Here is a 14,122-nt window from a genome sequence, read left to right on the forward strand (position 1 = left end):
CCTACCAGGGCGCCATCAGCACGATGGCGGCCAGCGCCAGGGCGATGCCCAGCAGGTTGACGCGGGTCAGCGGCTCGCGGAAGGCCAGGGCGCCGACCAACGTGCCCAGTGTGATCACGCCCATGTTCATGGACGCGAACACCAGGGCCGGGTGCTCGGGCAATGACTGGTGGGCGCGGATATAGGTCAGGATATTGCCGAAGTTGGCCAGGCCCAGCGCCACGCCTGCCAGCACGTGGCGGCGTTCCCAGCGGACCCGGCGGCACAGCAGCACCCCCAGCATCAGCACGCCCGCCAGTATGAAGGCCAGCAACAGGCCGCCAGCAAAGGCGGTGCCGGCGCGGGCGACTTGCTTGAACAGGATGTCGATCACTCCATAACCCGCCCAGACCACCAGGGGCCATAACCAGGCCGCCCGGCTGTCCGCGGACGGTTGCGCGGTGGGGGCTGGGCGGCGCAGCAGGCAGGCCAGCGCGCTGAACGCCAGCAGGATCGCCGCCAGTTTGCGGCCGCTGACGGGTTCGCCGAACAGCAGGAACGCGGCCAGCAGGGGAATGAACAGCGACAGGCGCTGCGCCGCGTCGCTGCGCACGATGCCGGCATGGCGCACCGCGGCCGCCATCGCCAGGAAGACGCTGGGCAGCAGCACACCCAGTGCGGCCAGGACGGCCCAGGGCGTATGCGGCGTCACCAAGGTGGACGGATCGGGGCGCAGCACGCCCCAGCAAAGCAGGGCGGCCACCGCGTAGTTCACGGCGACGGCCTGTCGCACGTCCACCTCGTAGCGGCGGGCCAGCTTCAGCAGCACCGCGACGGTGACGCTGCACGTGACGCTGGCCAGCAGATACAGCACGCCAGGCGTCAGCGGCACGTGGCGCCTTCGACGGGCTGGTGATGATGCTGCGAGGCGTCCACCCGCAGCCCCAAGCGTTGCAGCAGGCGCTGGTCGGCTTCCATTTGCGGGTTGGCGGTGGTCAGCAGCGCGTCGCCGTAGAACATGGAGTTGGCGCCCGCCATGAAGCACAGCGCCTGCAACGCATCGTCCATCGCTTCGCGGCCGGCCGACAGGCGCACCGCGGCACGCGGCATGGTGATGCGTGCAACGGCGATGGTGCGCACGAACTCGAACGGATCCAGCGCTTCCACGTTGGCCAGCGGCGTGCCTTCGACCTGCACCAGATTGTTGATCGGCACCGACTCGGGGTAGGGCTCCATGCTGGCCAGTTGCGCGATCAGGCCGGCGCGTTCGCGCCGCGATTCCCCCATGCCCACGATGCCGCCGCAACACACGTTGATGCCGGCGTCGCGCACGCGGTCCAGCGTATCCAGGCGGTCCTGGTAGGTGCGGGTGGAAATGATCTTGCCGTAGAACTCGGGCGAGGTGTCCAGGTTGTGGTTGTAGTAGTCCAGGCCGGCATCTTTCAGCTGTTCGGCCTGGCCGTCGCGCAGCATGCCCAGCGTGACGCAGGTCTCCAGGCCTAGCGCCTTGACCGCGGTGACCATCTCGGCCACGGCTTCCAGGTGATGCGGCTTCGGGCTGCGCCAGGCGGCGCCCATGCAAAAGCGCTGCGCGCCGCCTGCCTGCGCGGCGCGGGCGGCGGCAACCACGTCCGCCAGCGGCATCAGCTTGTCGGCATCCAGTCCGGTGTCGTAGTGCGAAGACTGCGGGCAATACGCGCAGTCCTCCGGACAGCCGCCGGTCTTGATCGACAGCAGGCTGGACAGTTGGATGGTGTTCGGATCGAAGTGGGCGCGGTGGACCTGTTGGGCGCGATGCACCAGGTCCATGAAGGGCAGCTCGTAAAGCGCCATGACGTCGACGGCGCTCCAGGCGGGCGCGGGCAAGGGCTTGGACGTCGTCGGGACGGGGATGTAGGCGGTCTGCATGAACGGGCTCCTGTCGGTCTTTCCGGAAATCGCGCGCTTGCAGGAAAGCAAGGGCGGGATCGGCGGATCGTAAGAACCTGCGCAGGGTTTGCGCAATGCAGGAGCAGATGCGGAAAATGCAGGGGAGTTAGCGCCAGATTTTCCAGAAATAGAAGATTTTGGACGCTGCCGAGGATTAACGCGGCGTCATCTTCGTTGACGCCGCACCCTCGGATATTTTGATTCCAATTGTAAATGCTGGGCCTGGGACGCTATTCCTTGCCCGGTTTGGCCCGAATACGCGTCGATTCGTGGCCCGTGATGCCCCGGTCGCGCGCCCACACGATTGCCGCGCTGCGCCGATGCACGCCGATCTTGCTGTAGATCGTGGCCACATGGTTGCGCACGGTGTTGCGCGACAACTTCAGGCTCTTGGCGATGCCGTCGTCGTCATGGCCCTGGCATAACAGGCCCAGCACTTCGCGTTCACGGGTCGTCAACTGCGCCAGCTCCGCGACGTCGCGTGTCGCGGGGGCGGGCTCGCGCAGTTGCGCCAGCTTTTCGATGATGCCCCGGCTGAACCAGGACGTGTCCTGCATCACCGCCTCGATCGCGGCAAGCAGTTCGGTCTCGGAGCGTTTGCGTTCGGTGATGTCCTGCATCACGATCAGCAGGCGGCGCTGGCCGCCGATCATCACCGGTTCGGCCGACACCAGGCAGTCCAGCTTGCCGCCGTCCTGCGTGCTTAACGTGGCTTCGCGGTTGCGGGCGCTTTCTCCCCGCTTCAGGCTGGCCGCCATACCCTCGTAGGGCTGCAGCCCCAAGTCGGTCAGGGCCTGGCCCACGCTGGCTTCAGGCTCGGCCCCGGTGACTGCTGCGAACGCTTCATTGATGTCCAGCACATGCAGGGTATCGCCTTCGCACACGGCCATCGGCACCGGCGCCAGCAGGAACGCCTTGGAGAAGCGCTCCTCGCTTTCACGCAGTGCGACTTCGGTGCGCTTGCGCGCTTCCAGATCGATGAAGGTGAATAGCATGCAGGGCTCGTCCTGCATATCGATGGGTTGACCGGCCACCATCACGAATTTCGCGCCACCGTCGGCCGTCTTCACCACGCCTTCGCGTTGCGCGATGGTCTGGCCTTCATTCAACTTGGCGACCGCAGCTTCCTTGTCTTCGCCGCCGTCCAGCACGTCCAGTTCATACGCCGACTTGCCCAGCACGGCTTCGCGCGTGTAGCCGGTCATCTCCAGGAACCCCTCGTTCACTTTCACGTACCGCAGATCGGACAGGCGGCAGATCAGCGCCGGCGCCGGGTTGGCGCCGAAGGTGCGTTCGAAGCGTTGTTCGGCGTTAAGTTGGGCAGTCTGGTCGTGCAGGATCAGCACGCGGAAGTCCACGCCGTTGTCGTTGTCCAGGTTCAGGCCGCGGGCGCGCAGGTTGCGCAGGAAGTCCTCATCGTCCTTGCGGCCCAAATCCACCAGCAGGTCGTCGAACGGTTCGCCGGCGGCTAACCGGTCCAGCGGATATTGGCGGGCGGCAACGCGATGATGGTTGCGGTAGGTGAGCGTGTAGCGTTTGCGGTACCCGGCGGGGGTTCCGCCCAATTCCTGCAGCGTGTCGACGCCGTGCAGTTCAAGCGCGCTGTCGTTGGCCCAGGCGATGGCGCCGTCGGGTTCGAGCACGATGATGCCTTCATTCAAACCCGCGATGATGCTTTGCAGGTGTTGGCGATGCGCTTGGGGTGTGGCGGCGTTTTCGGTCACGTAGGCCTCTTCGGTTCGCATGCATGAGCACACAGGATGAAGGCGCACGACGCTGCTGTCCAGAGAGCAAAACGGACGAGTCTTCGCGGCGGGGGGGAGGGTAGAGAGTGCGGCGGGCGCAGAAAAGCAAAAAGCTCCGGAATCCGGAGCTTGAGCGATGTGCTGCCATGCGATCAAGCACAAAGTGCTTGGCGGAGCGGACGGGGCTCGAACCCGCGACCCCCGGCGTGACAGGCCGGTATTCTAACCAACTGAACTACCGCTCCGCAGCGGTTTACTTGAACTTCATTACTACACTGCGGTGTCAAGGCAGCTTGGTACTACATGCCAGAAAAAGCTGGCGTCCCCTAGGGGATTCGAACCCCTGTACTCACCGTGAAAGGGTGATGTCCTAGGCCTCTAGACGAAGGGGACCTGAACTGAACAGAACTGCAAAACAACTTTACTACGGTACTGCGTACTGGTGGAGGTAAGCGGGATCGAACCGCTGACCTCTTGCATGCCATGCAAGCGCTCTCCCAGCTGAGCTATACCCCCCAGGGCGCCCTGATGTCTCACACTACGGACAACAAGGTCTCACACTCTATAAAAGCAAAAAGCCCCGAAGACGGAGCTCTTGAAAGACTCAGAGCGAGAGAGCTTTTGGCGGAGCGGACGGGGCTCGAACCCGCGACCCCCGGCGTGACAGGCCGGTATTCTAACCAACTGAACTACCGCTCCGCAGCGGCTTACTCAACTACTTTGTCACTTCAACTGCACTTATCTACTGCTTTACTGCGACTTGCATGCCAGAAAAACTGGCGTCCCCTAGGGGATTCGAACCCCTGTACTCACCGTGAAAGGGTGATGTCCTAGGCCTCTAGACGAAGGGGACTTGGACTTACAAACTACTTTCTTCGCTTTGGGCTGGTGGAGGTAAGCGGGATCGAACCGCTGACCTCTTGCATGCCATGCAAGCGCTCTCCCAGCTGAGCTATACCCCCGTTCTTCTAATCAATTCCTGCTACGTTTTACGATCGAAACACACGTTTTATAGTGCGCTTTTTCGTAGTTCGTTGCCGGTTTTGTTTAGTGCCGTTGGCGAAGAAACGAGATTATGCACGAACAAAATCGGGTGTGCAAGTCGCTTTGCGGCAAAAAGCGTAAAACGGGCAAAAAAACTGGGGTTGGATCGCCTTTTTTGCGCATTTTGTGCGCGATTCGGCGAATCACGGGCCGTGGTCGATTGATGCAGATTTCAAGAAAATCAAAGACTTGTGCAGATGCTATGGTGGGAGTGAATTTTTTTATTCATCATGCGCCTTTCGCGTGAAAAAATTCGGTCGTATTCACTCGGGTACCTGGCATGAGCACACAGACTTCGTTTCCCACCCGGCCGCTTGGACGCAGCGGCATGGCCATCACGCGTATCGGCCTGGGCGCCTGGGCCATCGGCGGCAATGGCTGGGCGGTGGGTTGGGGGCCGCAGGACGACGCCGATTCCATCGCCGCCATCCGCCTGGCGGTGGACCGTGGCATCAACTGGATCGACACCGCGGCGGTGTACGGACTGGGGCATTCCGAAGAAATCGTGCGGCGGGCGCTGGCGCAGATGGCGCCCGGCGACAGGCCTTATGTCTTCACCAAGTGCGGGCTGACGTGGTCTGCTGATAACCCGATGGCGACGCCGCGCCGTACGGGCGCACCCGCCAGCATTCGCCGTGAAGTCGAGGACTCGTTGCGGCGGCTCGGGGTCGAACGCATCGACCTCTATCAGATGCATTGGCCGGCGGGCGACGGCACGCCGATCGAGCGCTACTGGCAGGAACTGCTGGACTTGAAGCAGGCGGGGAAGGTCGGCGCCATCGGTTTGTCGAACCATAACCTGGCGCAATTGCAGGATGCCGAAGCGCTGGGCCACGTGGATTCGCTGCAGCCGCCATTCTCGGCGATCCAGCGCGCAGCCGCGGCCGACCTGATTCCGTGGTGCGCGGCGCATGACGTCGGTGTGATCGTCTACAGCCCGATGCAATCCGGCCTGCTGACCGGCGGTTTTTCGGCCGAGCGCGCCCGCGCGTTGCCCGCTGACGACTGGCGCGCGCGCCATGCGGAATTCATGCCGCCCAATCTAACGCGCAATCTGGCCCTGGCCGACGCCTTCAAACCCATCGCTGAACGGCATGGCACGACCGTCGCGGCGGTGGCTGCCGCGTGGACGCTGGCGTGGCCCGGGGTGACGGGCGCCATCGTCGGCGCGCGCAGCGCCGCCCAGGTCAACGGGCTGCTGGGCGCTGCGGAATTGGAGTTGGATGGCGACGACCTGGATGCCGTCGCCGAGGCCATCGAATTGACGGGCGCGGGTGCCGGACCGCTGCGCCCGCCGGAAGACAGCGGCAAGCTGCCCGCCAACCTCTTCGCCTGAGTCCCGATCAGCCGCGGCGCGTTTTGCGGCTGCTGCCGAAGGCGGCGATCAGCGCCAGGCCCACCAGCGCCAACGCGATCTTGTCGCCAAAGCGTGCGTAGGGCGTCAGGCCCGTCATGCCTTGCACCGAGACCGGCAGCACGCCCGCTTGCAAAGGCGCAAGCTGGGCGGCGACATGGCCCTTGGCATCAATGGCGGCGGTGATGCCGGTATTGGTGGCCGTGAGCATCGGGCGAGCGGTTTCCATGGTGCGCAGCCGGCCGATCTGCAGGTGCTGGCGCAAGGCCCAGGAATCGCCGAACCATCCCAGATTGCTGACGTTGACGAGGATGGTCGCGCCCGCCTCGCCGTTCGGGCCGGGCAGCAGCGCCGGCAGCAGGTCGGGGCCGAACAGGTCTTCGTAGCAGATGTTGAAGGCAATGTGCTGGCCGCCCACCGCGAAGGGCGTCTGGCGTTCCCCGCCGCGGTCGAAATCGCCCAGCGGGATGTTCAGCATGTCCACGAACCAGTGGAATCCCGGCGGCACGTATTCGCCCCAAGGCACCAGGTGGCGCTTGTCGTAGCGCATGGCGGTGCTGCCGGCGACAAGCTGTTCGACCGGCGTATTGCCGTCAAAGCCCATCACGCTGTTGGTGTAGCGGTCGCGGCCATTGACGCGGTCGTGCAGCGGCACGCCCATGGCGATGGTCATGTTGCGTTGCGCGGCCACGCCGCGCCAGGCGTCCCAGACGCGGGGATCCAGCTGGTCCTGGAAGATCGGCAACACGGTTTCGGGCAGGATCACCAGTTGCGGGGCGGGAACGCCCGCCGCCGGCGGCAGCGCCGTCATTTCCAGGTGGCGCACCAGGCTTTGTTCCAGCAGGGCGGGATCGAACTTTTGCGACTGTTCGATGTTGCCCTGGACCAGCCGCACGTTGAGCAGATCGCCGGTGGGCGAGGACCAGTCCACGCGCGACAGCGGCCAGCCGGCGGCGGCCAGCGCGACGGCGATGCCGGCGGCCAGTGCCTGGCGCGAGTCCATGGCCTTTTTGCGGGACGGTTGCCACAGGCTGGCGATCGCGGCCGCGACGAACGCAGCGACGAACGCCATGCCGTGCACGCCCACGATGGGCGCCCAGCCGGCGATGGGGCTGTCGACCTGCGCGTAACCGATATTCAGCCACGGGAAGCCGGTCAGCAGCACGGCCCGCAGCCATTCGAAGCCTGCCCACAGCGCGGCCCAGGCCAGCGTGGCGGCCAGGATGCGGGAGGGCGGCGCGCCGTTTTCCAGCGGCGTGTAGCGGCGTGCGAGCGCGCTGGCCGTGGCGGGAAACAGCGCCAGGAAGGAAGACAGCGCAAGCACCCCCGCCACCGCCAGCGGCGCGGCCAGATCGCCGTAGCGATGCATGCTGATGAAGAGCCAGTACAGACCCACCGCATAGGTGACGAACGCGAACAGCCATCCGCGCGCCCAGGCCTGTTTGGCCGACGGGGCGGTGAGGGTGACGCGCGCGGCGATCGCCAGCGCCAGGATCTGCGTGATGGCCAGCGCCCAATCCGGCAAGGGGCCGGGCGCGAAGGTCAGGGCGTGCACGGCGCCCGCCAGCATCAAGCCGGCGACGCCGCGCAGGAGTCGGCTGCGCGGGGTACGGCTCATGCGTCGTCGGCGGGGCGGGAAGTTTCGGTGGGGGTGTTGCGCTTGACGCGCAGCCAGATGGCGCGGCGGGCGTCGCCGCGCGCCACTTCCATGCGCAAGCCGTCGAATTCGGCGATGTCGCCACGGCGGGGGATGCGGCCCAATTGGCCGCCCATCCAGCCGCCGACGCTGTCGTATTCGTCGTCGGGCAACTGGCAGCCGAACACCTCGTTGAAGTGCGAGATATCCGTGGCGGCCAGCACGCGCCACTGGTTTTCGCCTTCCGGGAAGATCGAGTCTTCTTCGGTTTCGTCGAATTCGTCTTCGATGTCGCCGACGATCTGCTCCAGCACGTCTTCCATCGTGACCAGGCCGGAAATGCCGCCATGCTCATCGATGACGATGGCCTGGTGGTTGCGGCTGGCGCGGAATTCGTGCAACAGCACGTTCAGGCGCTTGGATTCGGGGATGAACACGGCGGGGCGGACCAGCGTGCGCACTTCGATGCCGGGTTCCAGCATGCAGCGCAGCAGATCCTTGGCCAGCAGGATGCCGATGATGTTGTCGCGGTCGCCTTCGTAGACCGGAAAACGCGAATGCGCCGTTTCGATCACCGTGGCCACGAGATAGGGGATGGGCTGGGTGACGTCCAGCAGGTCCATGCGCGAACGCGGAACCATGATGTCGCCGACGGTGCCCTCGGACACGGCCAGCGCGCCCTTGATCATCTTGTAGGACTCCGCGTCCAGCAGGTTGCGGTCGTGCGCGGCTTCCAGAATGGCCTTGATGCCTTCGCGGTCCTCGGGCTCTCGGCGCACAAGGGAAAGCAGGCGGTCTAGAAGGGATTTGGTGGCGGGTTTGGCTGAGCGAGCAGAGGTCGCTTCGGGAGCAGGGTAAGGGTCAGACATCGTCCGGGAGGACAAGTTATGGAGGGGCCAGCATAACCGAAACTGGCTTCCCGTTTGTAACGGAGACCATGAAAATGGGGCCAATCGACGGCATCTGCGTCTTGCTTGGCGCCATTTTCCTGCAATTTCTAGGGGTAGACCCGAAGTGCCCGCGCCGGGTTGGCGCTAGTCTGCCGCGACGTAGGGATCGGCAATGCCCATCTGCGCCAGCGTGGCGGTTTCCAGGGCTTCCATCCGCTTGGCGTCACGCGCCTTGATGTGGTCATAGCCCAGCGAATGCAGCACGCCGTGCAGCGTCAGGTGGGCGGCGTGGTCCAGCAGCGGCTTGCGCTGTTCCCGGGCCTCGCGCACCAGCACGGGCACGCACATGACGATGTCGCCGCGGGCCACGCCCAGGGGATCCACGCCGTACTCAAACGTCAAGACGTTGGTGGCGTAGTCGCGTTCGCGGAAATCCCGGTTCAGGCGGCGGCCTTCGGCGGCGCCGACCAGCCGCAGGCTGAGTTCGGCGGCCGAGAATTCGACCAGGCCGTCTTGCGCCGCGGCGGCCAGGGCGCGTTCAGCCCACCGGCGCAGGCGCCAGCGGGGCAGGCGGGGTTCTTCCACCCCGTACTGGACGGACAGGGACAGCTCAGGCTTCATTTTCGGAGGCGCGGTCGTAGGCGTCGACGATGCGGGCGACCAGCGGGTGGCGCACGACATCGCGGCTGGTGAACCGGGTGGTGGCGATGCCCTGGACGTCGTGCAGCACCTTGACCGCATGGGCCAGGCCGCTGTCCTGGCCGCGCGGCAGGTCCACCTGCGACGGATCGCCGGTGATGACGGCCTTGCTGCCGAAGCCGATCCGCGTCAGGAACATCTTCATCTGTTCCGGCGTGGTGTTCTGGGCTTCATCCAGGATGACGAAGGCATGGTTCAACGTGCGGCCGCGCATGTAGGCCAGCGGGGCGATCTCGATCGTCTGCTTTTCGAACAGGCGTTGCACCTTCTCGAAGCCCATCAGATCGTAGAGCGCGTCATACAGCGGGCGCAGATACGGGTCGACTTTCTGGGCCAGGTCGCCGGGCAGAAAGCCCAGGCGCTCGCCGGCTTCGACGGCCGGCCGGGTCAGCACCAGGCGCTGCACCGTGTCGCGTTCCATCGCGTCGATGGCGCAGGCCACGGCCAGCCAGGTCTTGCCGGTGCCAGCGGGGCCCACGCCAAAGGTGATGTCGTGCTTGAGGATGTTGTTCAGGTAGTCGCGTTGGCGCGGCGTGCGCGGGCGCAGGTCGCTGCGCTTGGTGCGCAGCGCGATGCCGTCGCTTTCGTCGTCCAGGGCGGGCAGCGGGTCGGCTTCGCGCGCCGGCTCGTCCTTTTGCTTCTCTTCCAGCCGTCCCACGCCGATCTCGACCAGGCCCAGCTGGATGTCGTCGACGGACAGGGCGCGGTGCACTGCCTGTTCGTGGAAGCGTCGCAATACCCGGCCGGCCAGTTCAGCCTGTTCGCCTTCGATGGTGACGCGGCTGCCGCGGCGCGAGAGCTTGACGCCCATGCCGTCGGCAAGCTGCCGCAGGTTTTCGTCCAGCGGGCCGCACAGATTGGCCAGGTGGGTGTTGTCGCCGTCCAGGTTGACGACGGCGGGCATGCTGCGACGGGCGCGGGAACGGGGAGTGGTCATTCGGCCTCTTGGGGAACGCGGTCCACGTCTGCCACCCGGGCGCGCAACGAATTGGTGTGCGCTTCGGTGATGATGACGTCGACCATTTGTCCGATGAGCCGCGCGGGCGCGGCGAAGTTCACGATGCGGTTGTTCTCGGTGCGGCCCATCAGTTCGTTGGGGTCGCGGCGCGAGGGGCCTTCCACCAGCAGGCGCTGGCGCGTGCCGACCATGTTGCGGGCGATGGTGGCCGCCTGCTCGTTGATCAGCGCCTGCAGGCGCTGCAGCCGGCGCAGCTTGACGTCTTGCGGCGTATCGTCGGTCAGGTCGGCCGCGGGCGTGCCCGGGCGGCGCGAGTAGACGAACGAGAACGAGGTGTCGAAACCGACGTCCTCGATCAGCTTCATCGTCTTTTCGAAGTCTTCTTCCGTTTCGCCGGGGAAACCCACGATGAAGTCGGACGACAGAGTCAGGTCGGGGCGGGCGGCGCGCAGGCGGCGGACCACCGACTTGAATTCCAGCGTGGTGTAGCCGCGCTTCATGCCGGCCAGCACCCGGTCGCTGCCGGCTTGCACGGGCAGGTGCAGGAACGACACCAGTTTGGGCAGGCGGGCGTAGGCGTCCACCATGCGCTGGGTCATTTCCTTGGGGTGCGAGGTCGTGTAGCGGATGCGTTCGATGCCGGGGATCTCGTGCACGTACTCCAGCAGCATGGCGAAGTCGGCGATGTCGTCCGTGCCTTCCATCTTGCCGCGGTAGGCGTTCACGTTCTGGCCCAGCAGCGTCACTTCCTTGACGCCCTGGTCGGCCAGGTCGGCCACTTCGACCAGCACGTCTTCGAAGGGGCGCGAGACTTCCTCGCCGCGCGTGTAAGGCACGACGCAGAAGCTGCAATACTTGCTACAGCCTTCCATGATCGAGACGAACGCGGTCGCGCCATCGACGCGCGGGGGCGGCATGTTGTCGAATTTTTCGATCTCGGGGAAGCTGATGTCCACCTGGGACCGGCCTTCGGCGCGGCGGCGCGCAATCAGGTCGGGCAGGCGGTGCAGGGTCTGCGGGCCGAACACCACGTCCACGTAGGGCGCGCGCTTGACGATGGCCGCGCCTTCCTGACTGGCCACGCAGCCGCCGACCCCGATCACCAGATTCGGGTTCGTTTTCTTCAAGTGCTGCACGCGGCCCAGGTCCGAGAAGACTTTTTCCTGCGCCTTCTCGCGCACCGAACAGGTGTTGAACAGGATGACGTCGGCCTCTTCCGGGTTGTCGGTCAGCTCAAGGCCCTGGTCGCCACGCAGCACGTCGGCCATCTTGTCCGAGTCGTACTCGTTCATCTGGCAGCCGAAGGTGCGGATATACAGCTTGCGGGGGGAGCCGGCGCCGGTGTTTTCGAGGGCGTCTGCGAGGGGAGAGGCGGCGTTGCCGCCGTCGGGCGCGTTGCCGCGCTTCAGGGAGGTAGCTTGCATGATGGTCGCCGTGACGGGTGTAGATCCCGGGGGCTGATGGGCTGGAAAGGCGGAATTTTAACCCTTGCGCGAAAATTGTTTCTTGGTGCCGCGGGCGGTCGCCGTTACGATAGCGGTCCGGCCGGCTTTCAGCGGGCGGTAATATTTCTCATTTTCTTTGAGCGGTACCGATGACACCCAATCCCATGACGCCTCCGGTCGCCGCTCCTGCGGCCCCCGCCGCGCCTGGCCTGCCCGTACCGGACGAAGTCCGCAATCCGTTCTCGTTGGCCACCTGGTTGCTGCTGGGCGTTGCCTTGGCTGCCGCGGCCGCTGCCTGCGCCCGCTGGGTGGATCTGCCGCTGGCCATCTGGATCAAGCAGTCGGTGTCCGACGGCGTGAACGAGTCCTTCGAATGGGTGGGGCAAATGGGCGAGAGCGGCCCGTACATCGGCGTGGCGCTGGCCTTTTACGTCGTTGGCCTGATCGGCCTGGCGCGCGGCTGGCGCAACCCCTTGCGCATGAGCTACGCCAGCATGGCGCGCGGCAGCCTGCTGATGCTGTCCACGATGGCCGTGGGCGGGCTGGTGGTGCTGGTGCTGAAACGGTCGGTGGCGCGGGCCCGTCCCGAATTGTTTTTCGAGAAAGGCATCTACGGGCTGGGCGAATCCTTTTCGCGCGTGCAGCAGTTCAATTCCTTTCCCTCCAGCCACACCTACGCCGCGTTCGCCGTGGCGGTCGTCCTGGGCATCCTGGCCCCGCGCTGGCGCGCGGCCTTCCTGCTGCTGGCGGCGCTGGTGGCGATGAGCCGGCTGGTCAATCTGGACCACTACCTGTCCGACGTAATGACCGCAGCGGGCATCGCCGTGCTGGTCGGCCACGTGTTGGCGCCTCGCGTGCTGTGCAGCAAGTACCAATGGCCGCTGCGCGCGCCGTGGCGGTGGTGGAAAAAGGGCTGAACGTCCGCAAGAATAGAAAAGGGCCGCGATCCATTCGCGGCCCTTTTTTCATGGCGTCGGAGGGGGCCCGTTTTAAGCGAAGCCCACCACCACGCGCCGGTTGGTGCGGCTCTTCTTTTCGATCTTGGTGACGGCGATGGCGCCGATCTCTGTCGTATTGCGCACGTGCGTGCCGCCACAGGGCTGGCGGTCGACGCCCGGGATGTCGATGATGCGGATCTTGGCGGTGCCGGCAGGAGGCGCGGCGCCCACGGTGCGAACCAGGTCGGGTTGCGCGGCCAGCTCTTCGGGCGTGATGCCGTTGACCGCGACGTCGAGGCCGCGGTTGATCAGCGCATTCAGCCGTTCGGTCAGATCCGTCTTTTCCAACGTGGACTCGGGCAGGTCGAAATCGATGCGAGCGGAATCGGGCGAGATGCTGCACCCGGTCACCGGCGCGGGCACCAGGGAACCCAGCAAATGCAGACAGGTGTGCAGGCGCATCAGCCGGTGGCGGCGCGCCCAGTCGATGGACACGGTGACGCGGTCGCCGACTTGCAGGGCGGCGTCGCCGTCCAGCACGTGGAGGATACGTTGGCGGTCGTCGGCGTAGACGGTGTCCGTCAGCGTCAGGACGCGGCCGTCCGCCAGGGTCAGCGTGCCGCTGTCGCCCGCTTGGCCGCCGCTGCGCGCATAGCAGACGGTCTCGTCCAGTTCGATGCCCTCGGGATTCACGGCGATGACGGTGGCGTCGCACTGGCCCAGGTAGGGCTCGTCGTCGAATCGTTTGCGGGTGGCGGGCATAGGATGGTCTCCGGTTTGGGGTGTTGAATTGTTGTTATCGGGTGGGGTCATGCCAGGGTCATGCCAGCGTCTTGACGCCCTGGAGGGTCTCGATCTGCGCCCACAGGCGCGGGGTGCCGCTGGCTTGTTCAAGGTCGATCAGGGTGTCTGCGCCCATCCAGGTCAGTCCCTGGCGCAGCAGGCCGGCCTGCGGATGGCTGCCCGTCAGGCGGACCAGCTTCAAGGGTTGGCGCGGCAGGCTGATGCCGGGGTAGGCGTCCACGTCCCATTGGATCAGCGTGGGCAGGAGGCCATCGCCTGCGGCATGGCCGGCTTCGCGCCAGACAGGCAGGCTGCCATCGTCCGGCACCGTCAAGCGCCAGCGCAGGTCGCCCCGGGTCATGGGGATGACGGGCGCGATGCGCTCGGGATGCTCGGCCTGCATGCGGGTCAGGTCCATGGGCGCTTCGACCCGCGCCGCCCAGTGCGCCAGGAACGGCCCCTGTTCCAGGCGCGCGCGCACGTCGCCCTGGTCAAGTCCAAACCAGCGCGCACGCTCGGGCGGCGGCGCATCGGGATCGATGGCGATCACTTCCAGGTAGATGCCGTCGGCCATGCCCAGCACCCGGTTATGGGTGCCCATGCGCGGGTGGACGCCGCCGCCTTGCGGCGCGATGCCCAGGAGGTCTGCAACGTATTGCGTGCCGCTGGCAAGGTCCGCCGCGGCGATGACGAGATGATCGATGGATAGTTTCATGGTGTTG

The 14,122-nt window shown here is 65.7% G+C and carries 12 protein-coding genes and 6 tRNA genes; 2 read left to right on the forward strand and 16 right to left on the reverse strand.

Annotated elements, in window-relative coordinates:
• Position 1: 1 nt before the first annotated feature.
• The 9 genes from AC3WMU_RS17580 to AC3WMU_RS17620 all read right to left on the reverse strand — a co-directional run bounded on the left by AC3WMU_RS17580 (position 2) and on the right by AC3WMU_RS17620 (position 4,615).
• Positions 2-865, reverse strand: coding sequence for an EamA family transporter (locus AC3WMU_RS17580; protein WP_492282819.1), 864 nt, complete (start codon positions 863-865; stop codon positions 2-4).
• Positions 862-1,887: a biotin synthase BioB gene (gene bioB / locus AC3WMU_RS17585; RefSeq protein ID WP_492282746.1), complete on the reverse strand. Its 1,026-nt coding sequence runs from the start codon at positions 1,885-1,887 to the stop codon at positions 862-864. The genes AC3WMU_RS17580 and bioB overlap by 4 nt, the downstream gene beginning before the upstream one ends.
• Positions 1,888-2,138: 251 nt before the next feature.
• A complete protein-coding gene (locus AC3WMU_RS17590) occupies positions 2,139-3,653 on the reverse strand; it encodes a helix-turn-helix transcriptional regulator (protein WP_006222700.1) in 1,515 nt (504 codons plus the stop codon).
• A 168-nt stretch (positions 3,654-3,821) separates the two neighbouring features.
• Positions 3,822-3,898: transfer RNA gene (locus AC3WMU_RS17595), tRNA-Asp, on the reverse strand.
• Positions 3,899-3,970: 72 nt separating this feature from the next.
• Positions 3,971-4,046, reverse strand: a tRNA-Glu gene (locus AC3WMU_RS17600).
• A gap of 47 nt (positions 4,047-4,093) precedes the next feature.
• Positions 4,094-4,169 (reverse strand) — tRNA-Ala (locus tag AC3WMU_RS17605).
• 106 nt (positions 4,170-4,275) lie between these two features.
• Positions 4,276-4,352 (reverse strand) — tRNA-Asp (locus AC3WMU_RS17610).
• 78 nt (positions 4,353-4,430) lie between these two features.
• A tRNA-Glu gene (locus AC3WMU_RS17615) sits at positions 4,431-4,506 on the reverse strand.
• Positions 4,507-4,539: 33 nt separating this feature from the next.
• A tRNA-Ala gene (locus tag AC3WMU_RS17620) sits at positions 4,540-4,615 on the reverse strand.
• 362 nt (positions 4,616-4,977) lie between these two features.
• On the opposite strand from AC3WMU_RS17620, the gene AC3WMU_RS17625 reads away from it, so the two are divergent.
• Positions 4,978-6,033, forward strand: coding sequence for an aldo/keto reductase (locus AC3WMU_RS17625; RefSeq protein WP_081533981.1), 1,056 nt, complete (start codon positions 4,978-4,980; stop codon positions 6,031-6,033).
• A 7-nt stretch (positions 6,034-6,040) separates the two neighbouring features.
• Here the strand turns inward: AC3WMU_RS17625 and lnt are convergent, their stop codons facing one another.
• The 5 genes from lnt to miaB all read right to left on the reverse strand — a co-directional run bounded on the left by lnt (position 6,041) and on the right by miaB (position 11,658).
• Positions 6,041-7,669 carry an apolipoprotein N-acyltransferase gene (gene lnt / locus AC3WMU_RS17630; RefSeq protein WP_492282747.1) on the reverse strand — a complete coding sequence of 543 codons (1,629 nt, stop codon included), beginning with the start codon at positions 7,667-7,669 and terminating at the stop codon, positions 6,041-6,043.
• The gene (locus AC3WMU_RS17635; protein ID WP_035212337.1) at positions 7,666-8,556 is read right to left on the reverse strand and encodes a CorC family transporter; all 891 of its coding nucleotides are present in this window, start codon (positions 8,554-8,556) and stop codon (positions 7,666-7,668) included. Before AC3WMU_RS17635 ends, lnt begins: the two co-directional genes overlap by 4 nt.
• Before the next feature lie 165 nt (positions 8,557-8,721).
• Positions 8,722-9,198 (reverse strand): rRNA maturation RNase YbeY, encoded by a 477-nt coding sequence (ybeY, locus tag AC3WMU_RS17640; protein ID WP_088589599.1) that lies wholly within the window; start codon positions 9,196-9,198, stop codon positions 8,722-8,724.
• On the reverse strand, positions 9,188-10,213 hold the full coding sequence (locus AC3WMU_RS17645; protein ID WP_280029683.1) for a PhoH family protein: 1,026 nt from the start codon (positions 10,211-10,213) through the stop codon (positions 9,188-9,190). The genes ybeY and AC3WMU_RS17645 overlap by 11 nt, the downstream gene beginning before the upstream one ends.
• Positions 10,210-11,658, reverse strand: coding sequence for a tRNA (N6-isopentenyl adenosine(37)-C2)-methylthiotransferase MiaB (gene miaB / locus AC3WMU_RS17650; RefSeq protein ID WP_006222706.1), 1,449 nt, complete (start codon positions 11,656-11,658; stop codon positions 10,210-10,212). The genes AC3WMU_RS17645 and miaB overlap by 4 nt, the downstream gene beginning before the upstream one ends.
• Positions 11,659-11,828: 170 nt before the next feature.
• Here miaB and AC3WMU_RS17655 point away from each other — a divergent pair, with 170 nt between their 5' ends.
• A complete protein-coding gene (locus AC3WMU_RS17655) occupies positions 11,829-12,596 on the forward strand; it encodes a phosphatase PAP2 family protein (protein WP_088589601.1) in 768 nt (255 codons plus the stop codon).
• Positions 12,597-12,668: 72 nt separating this feature from the next.
• On the opposite strand, the gene AC3WMU_RS17660 is transcribed toward AC3WMU_RS17655, so the two are convergent.
• Together AC3WMU_RS17660 and AC3WMU_RS17665 are read right to left on the reverse strand one after the other, a co-directional pair.
• On the reverse strand, positions 12,669-13,379 hold the full coding sequence (locus AC3WMU_RS17660) for an alanyl-tRNA editing protein (RefSeq protein ID WP_492282748.1): 711 nt from the start codon (positions 13,377-13,379) through the stop codon (positions 12,669-12,671).
• Positions 13,380-13,437: 58 nt separating this feature from the next.
• Complete coding sequence (locus AC3WMU_RS17665) at positions 13,438-14,115, reverse strand: VOC family protein (protein WP_006222709.1); 678 nt, start codon at positions 14,113-14,115, stop codon at positions 13,438-13,440.
• Between the last annotated feature and the right edge of the window lie 7 nt (positions 14,116-14,122).

The sequence above is a fragment of the Achromobacter sp. FW305-C-13 genome (genome assembly GCF_058783475.1).

Bases quoted from the DNA above. Each gene is read 5' to 3' on its own strand.
- ybeY (WP_088589599.1), bottom strand. From the start codon at position 9,198: ATGAAGCCTGAGCTGTCCCTGTCCGTCCAGTACGGGGTGGAAGAACCC.
- AC3WMU_RS17645 (WP_280029683.1), bottom strand. From the start codon at position 10,213: ATGACCACTCCCCGTTCCCGCGCCCGTCGCAGCATGCCCGCCGTCGTC.
- miaB (WP_006222706.1), bottom strand. From the start codon at position 11,658: ATGCAAGCTACCTCCCTGAAGCGCGGCAACGCGCCCGACGGCGGCAAC.
- AC3WMU_RS17665 (WP_006222709.1), bottom strand. From the start codon at position 14,115: ATGAAACTATCCATCGATCATCTCGTCATCGCCGCGGCGGACCTTGCC.
- lnt (WP_492282747.1), bottom strand. From the start codon at position 7,669: ATGAGCCGTACCCCGCGCAGCCGACTCCTGCGCGGCGTCGCCGGCTTG.
- AC3WMU_RS17590 (WP_006222700.1), bottom strand. From the start codon at position 3,653: ATGCGAACCGAAGAGGCCTACGTGACCGAAAACGCCGCCACACCCCAA.
- AC3WMU_RS17655 (WP_088589601.1), top strand. From the start codon at position 11,829: ATGACACCCAATCCCATGACGCCTCCGGTCGCCGCTCCTGCGGCCCCC.
- bioB (WP_492282746.1), bottom strand. From the start codon at position 1,887: ATGCAGACCGCCTACATCCCCGTCCCGACGACGTCCAAGCCCTTGCCC.
- AC3WMU_RS17635 (WP_035212337.1), bottom strand. From the start codon at position 8,556: ATGTCTGACCCTTACCCTGCTCCCGAAGCGACCTCTGCTCGCTCAGCC.
- AC3WMU_RS17625 (WP_081533981.1), top strand. From the start codon at position 4,978: ATGAGCACACAGACTTCGTTTCCCACCCGGCCGCTTGGACGCAGCGGC.
- AC3WMU_RS17660 (WP_492282748.1), bottom strand. From the start codon at position 13,379: ATGCCCGCCACCCGCAAACGATTCGACGACGAGCCCTACCTGGGCCAG.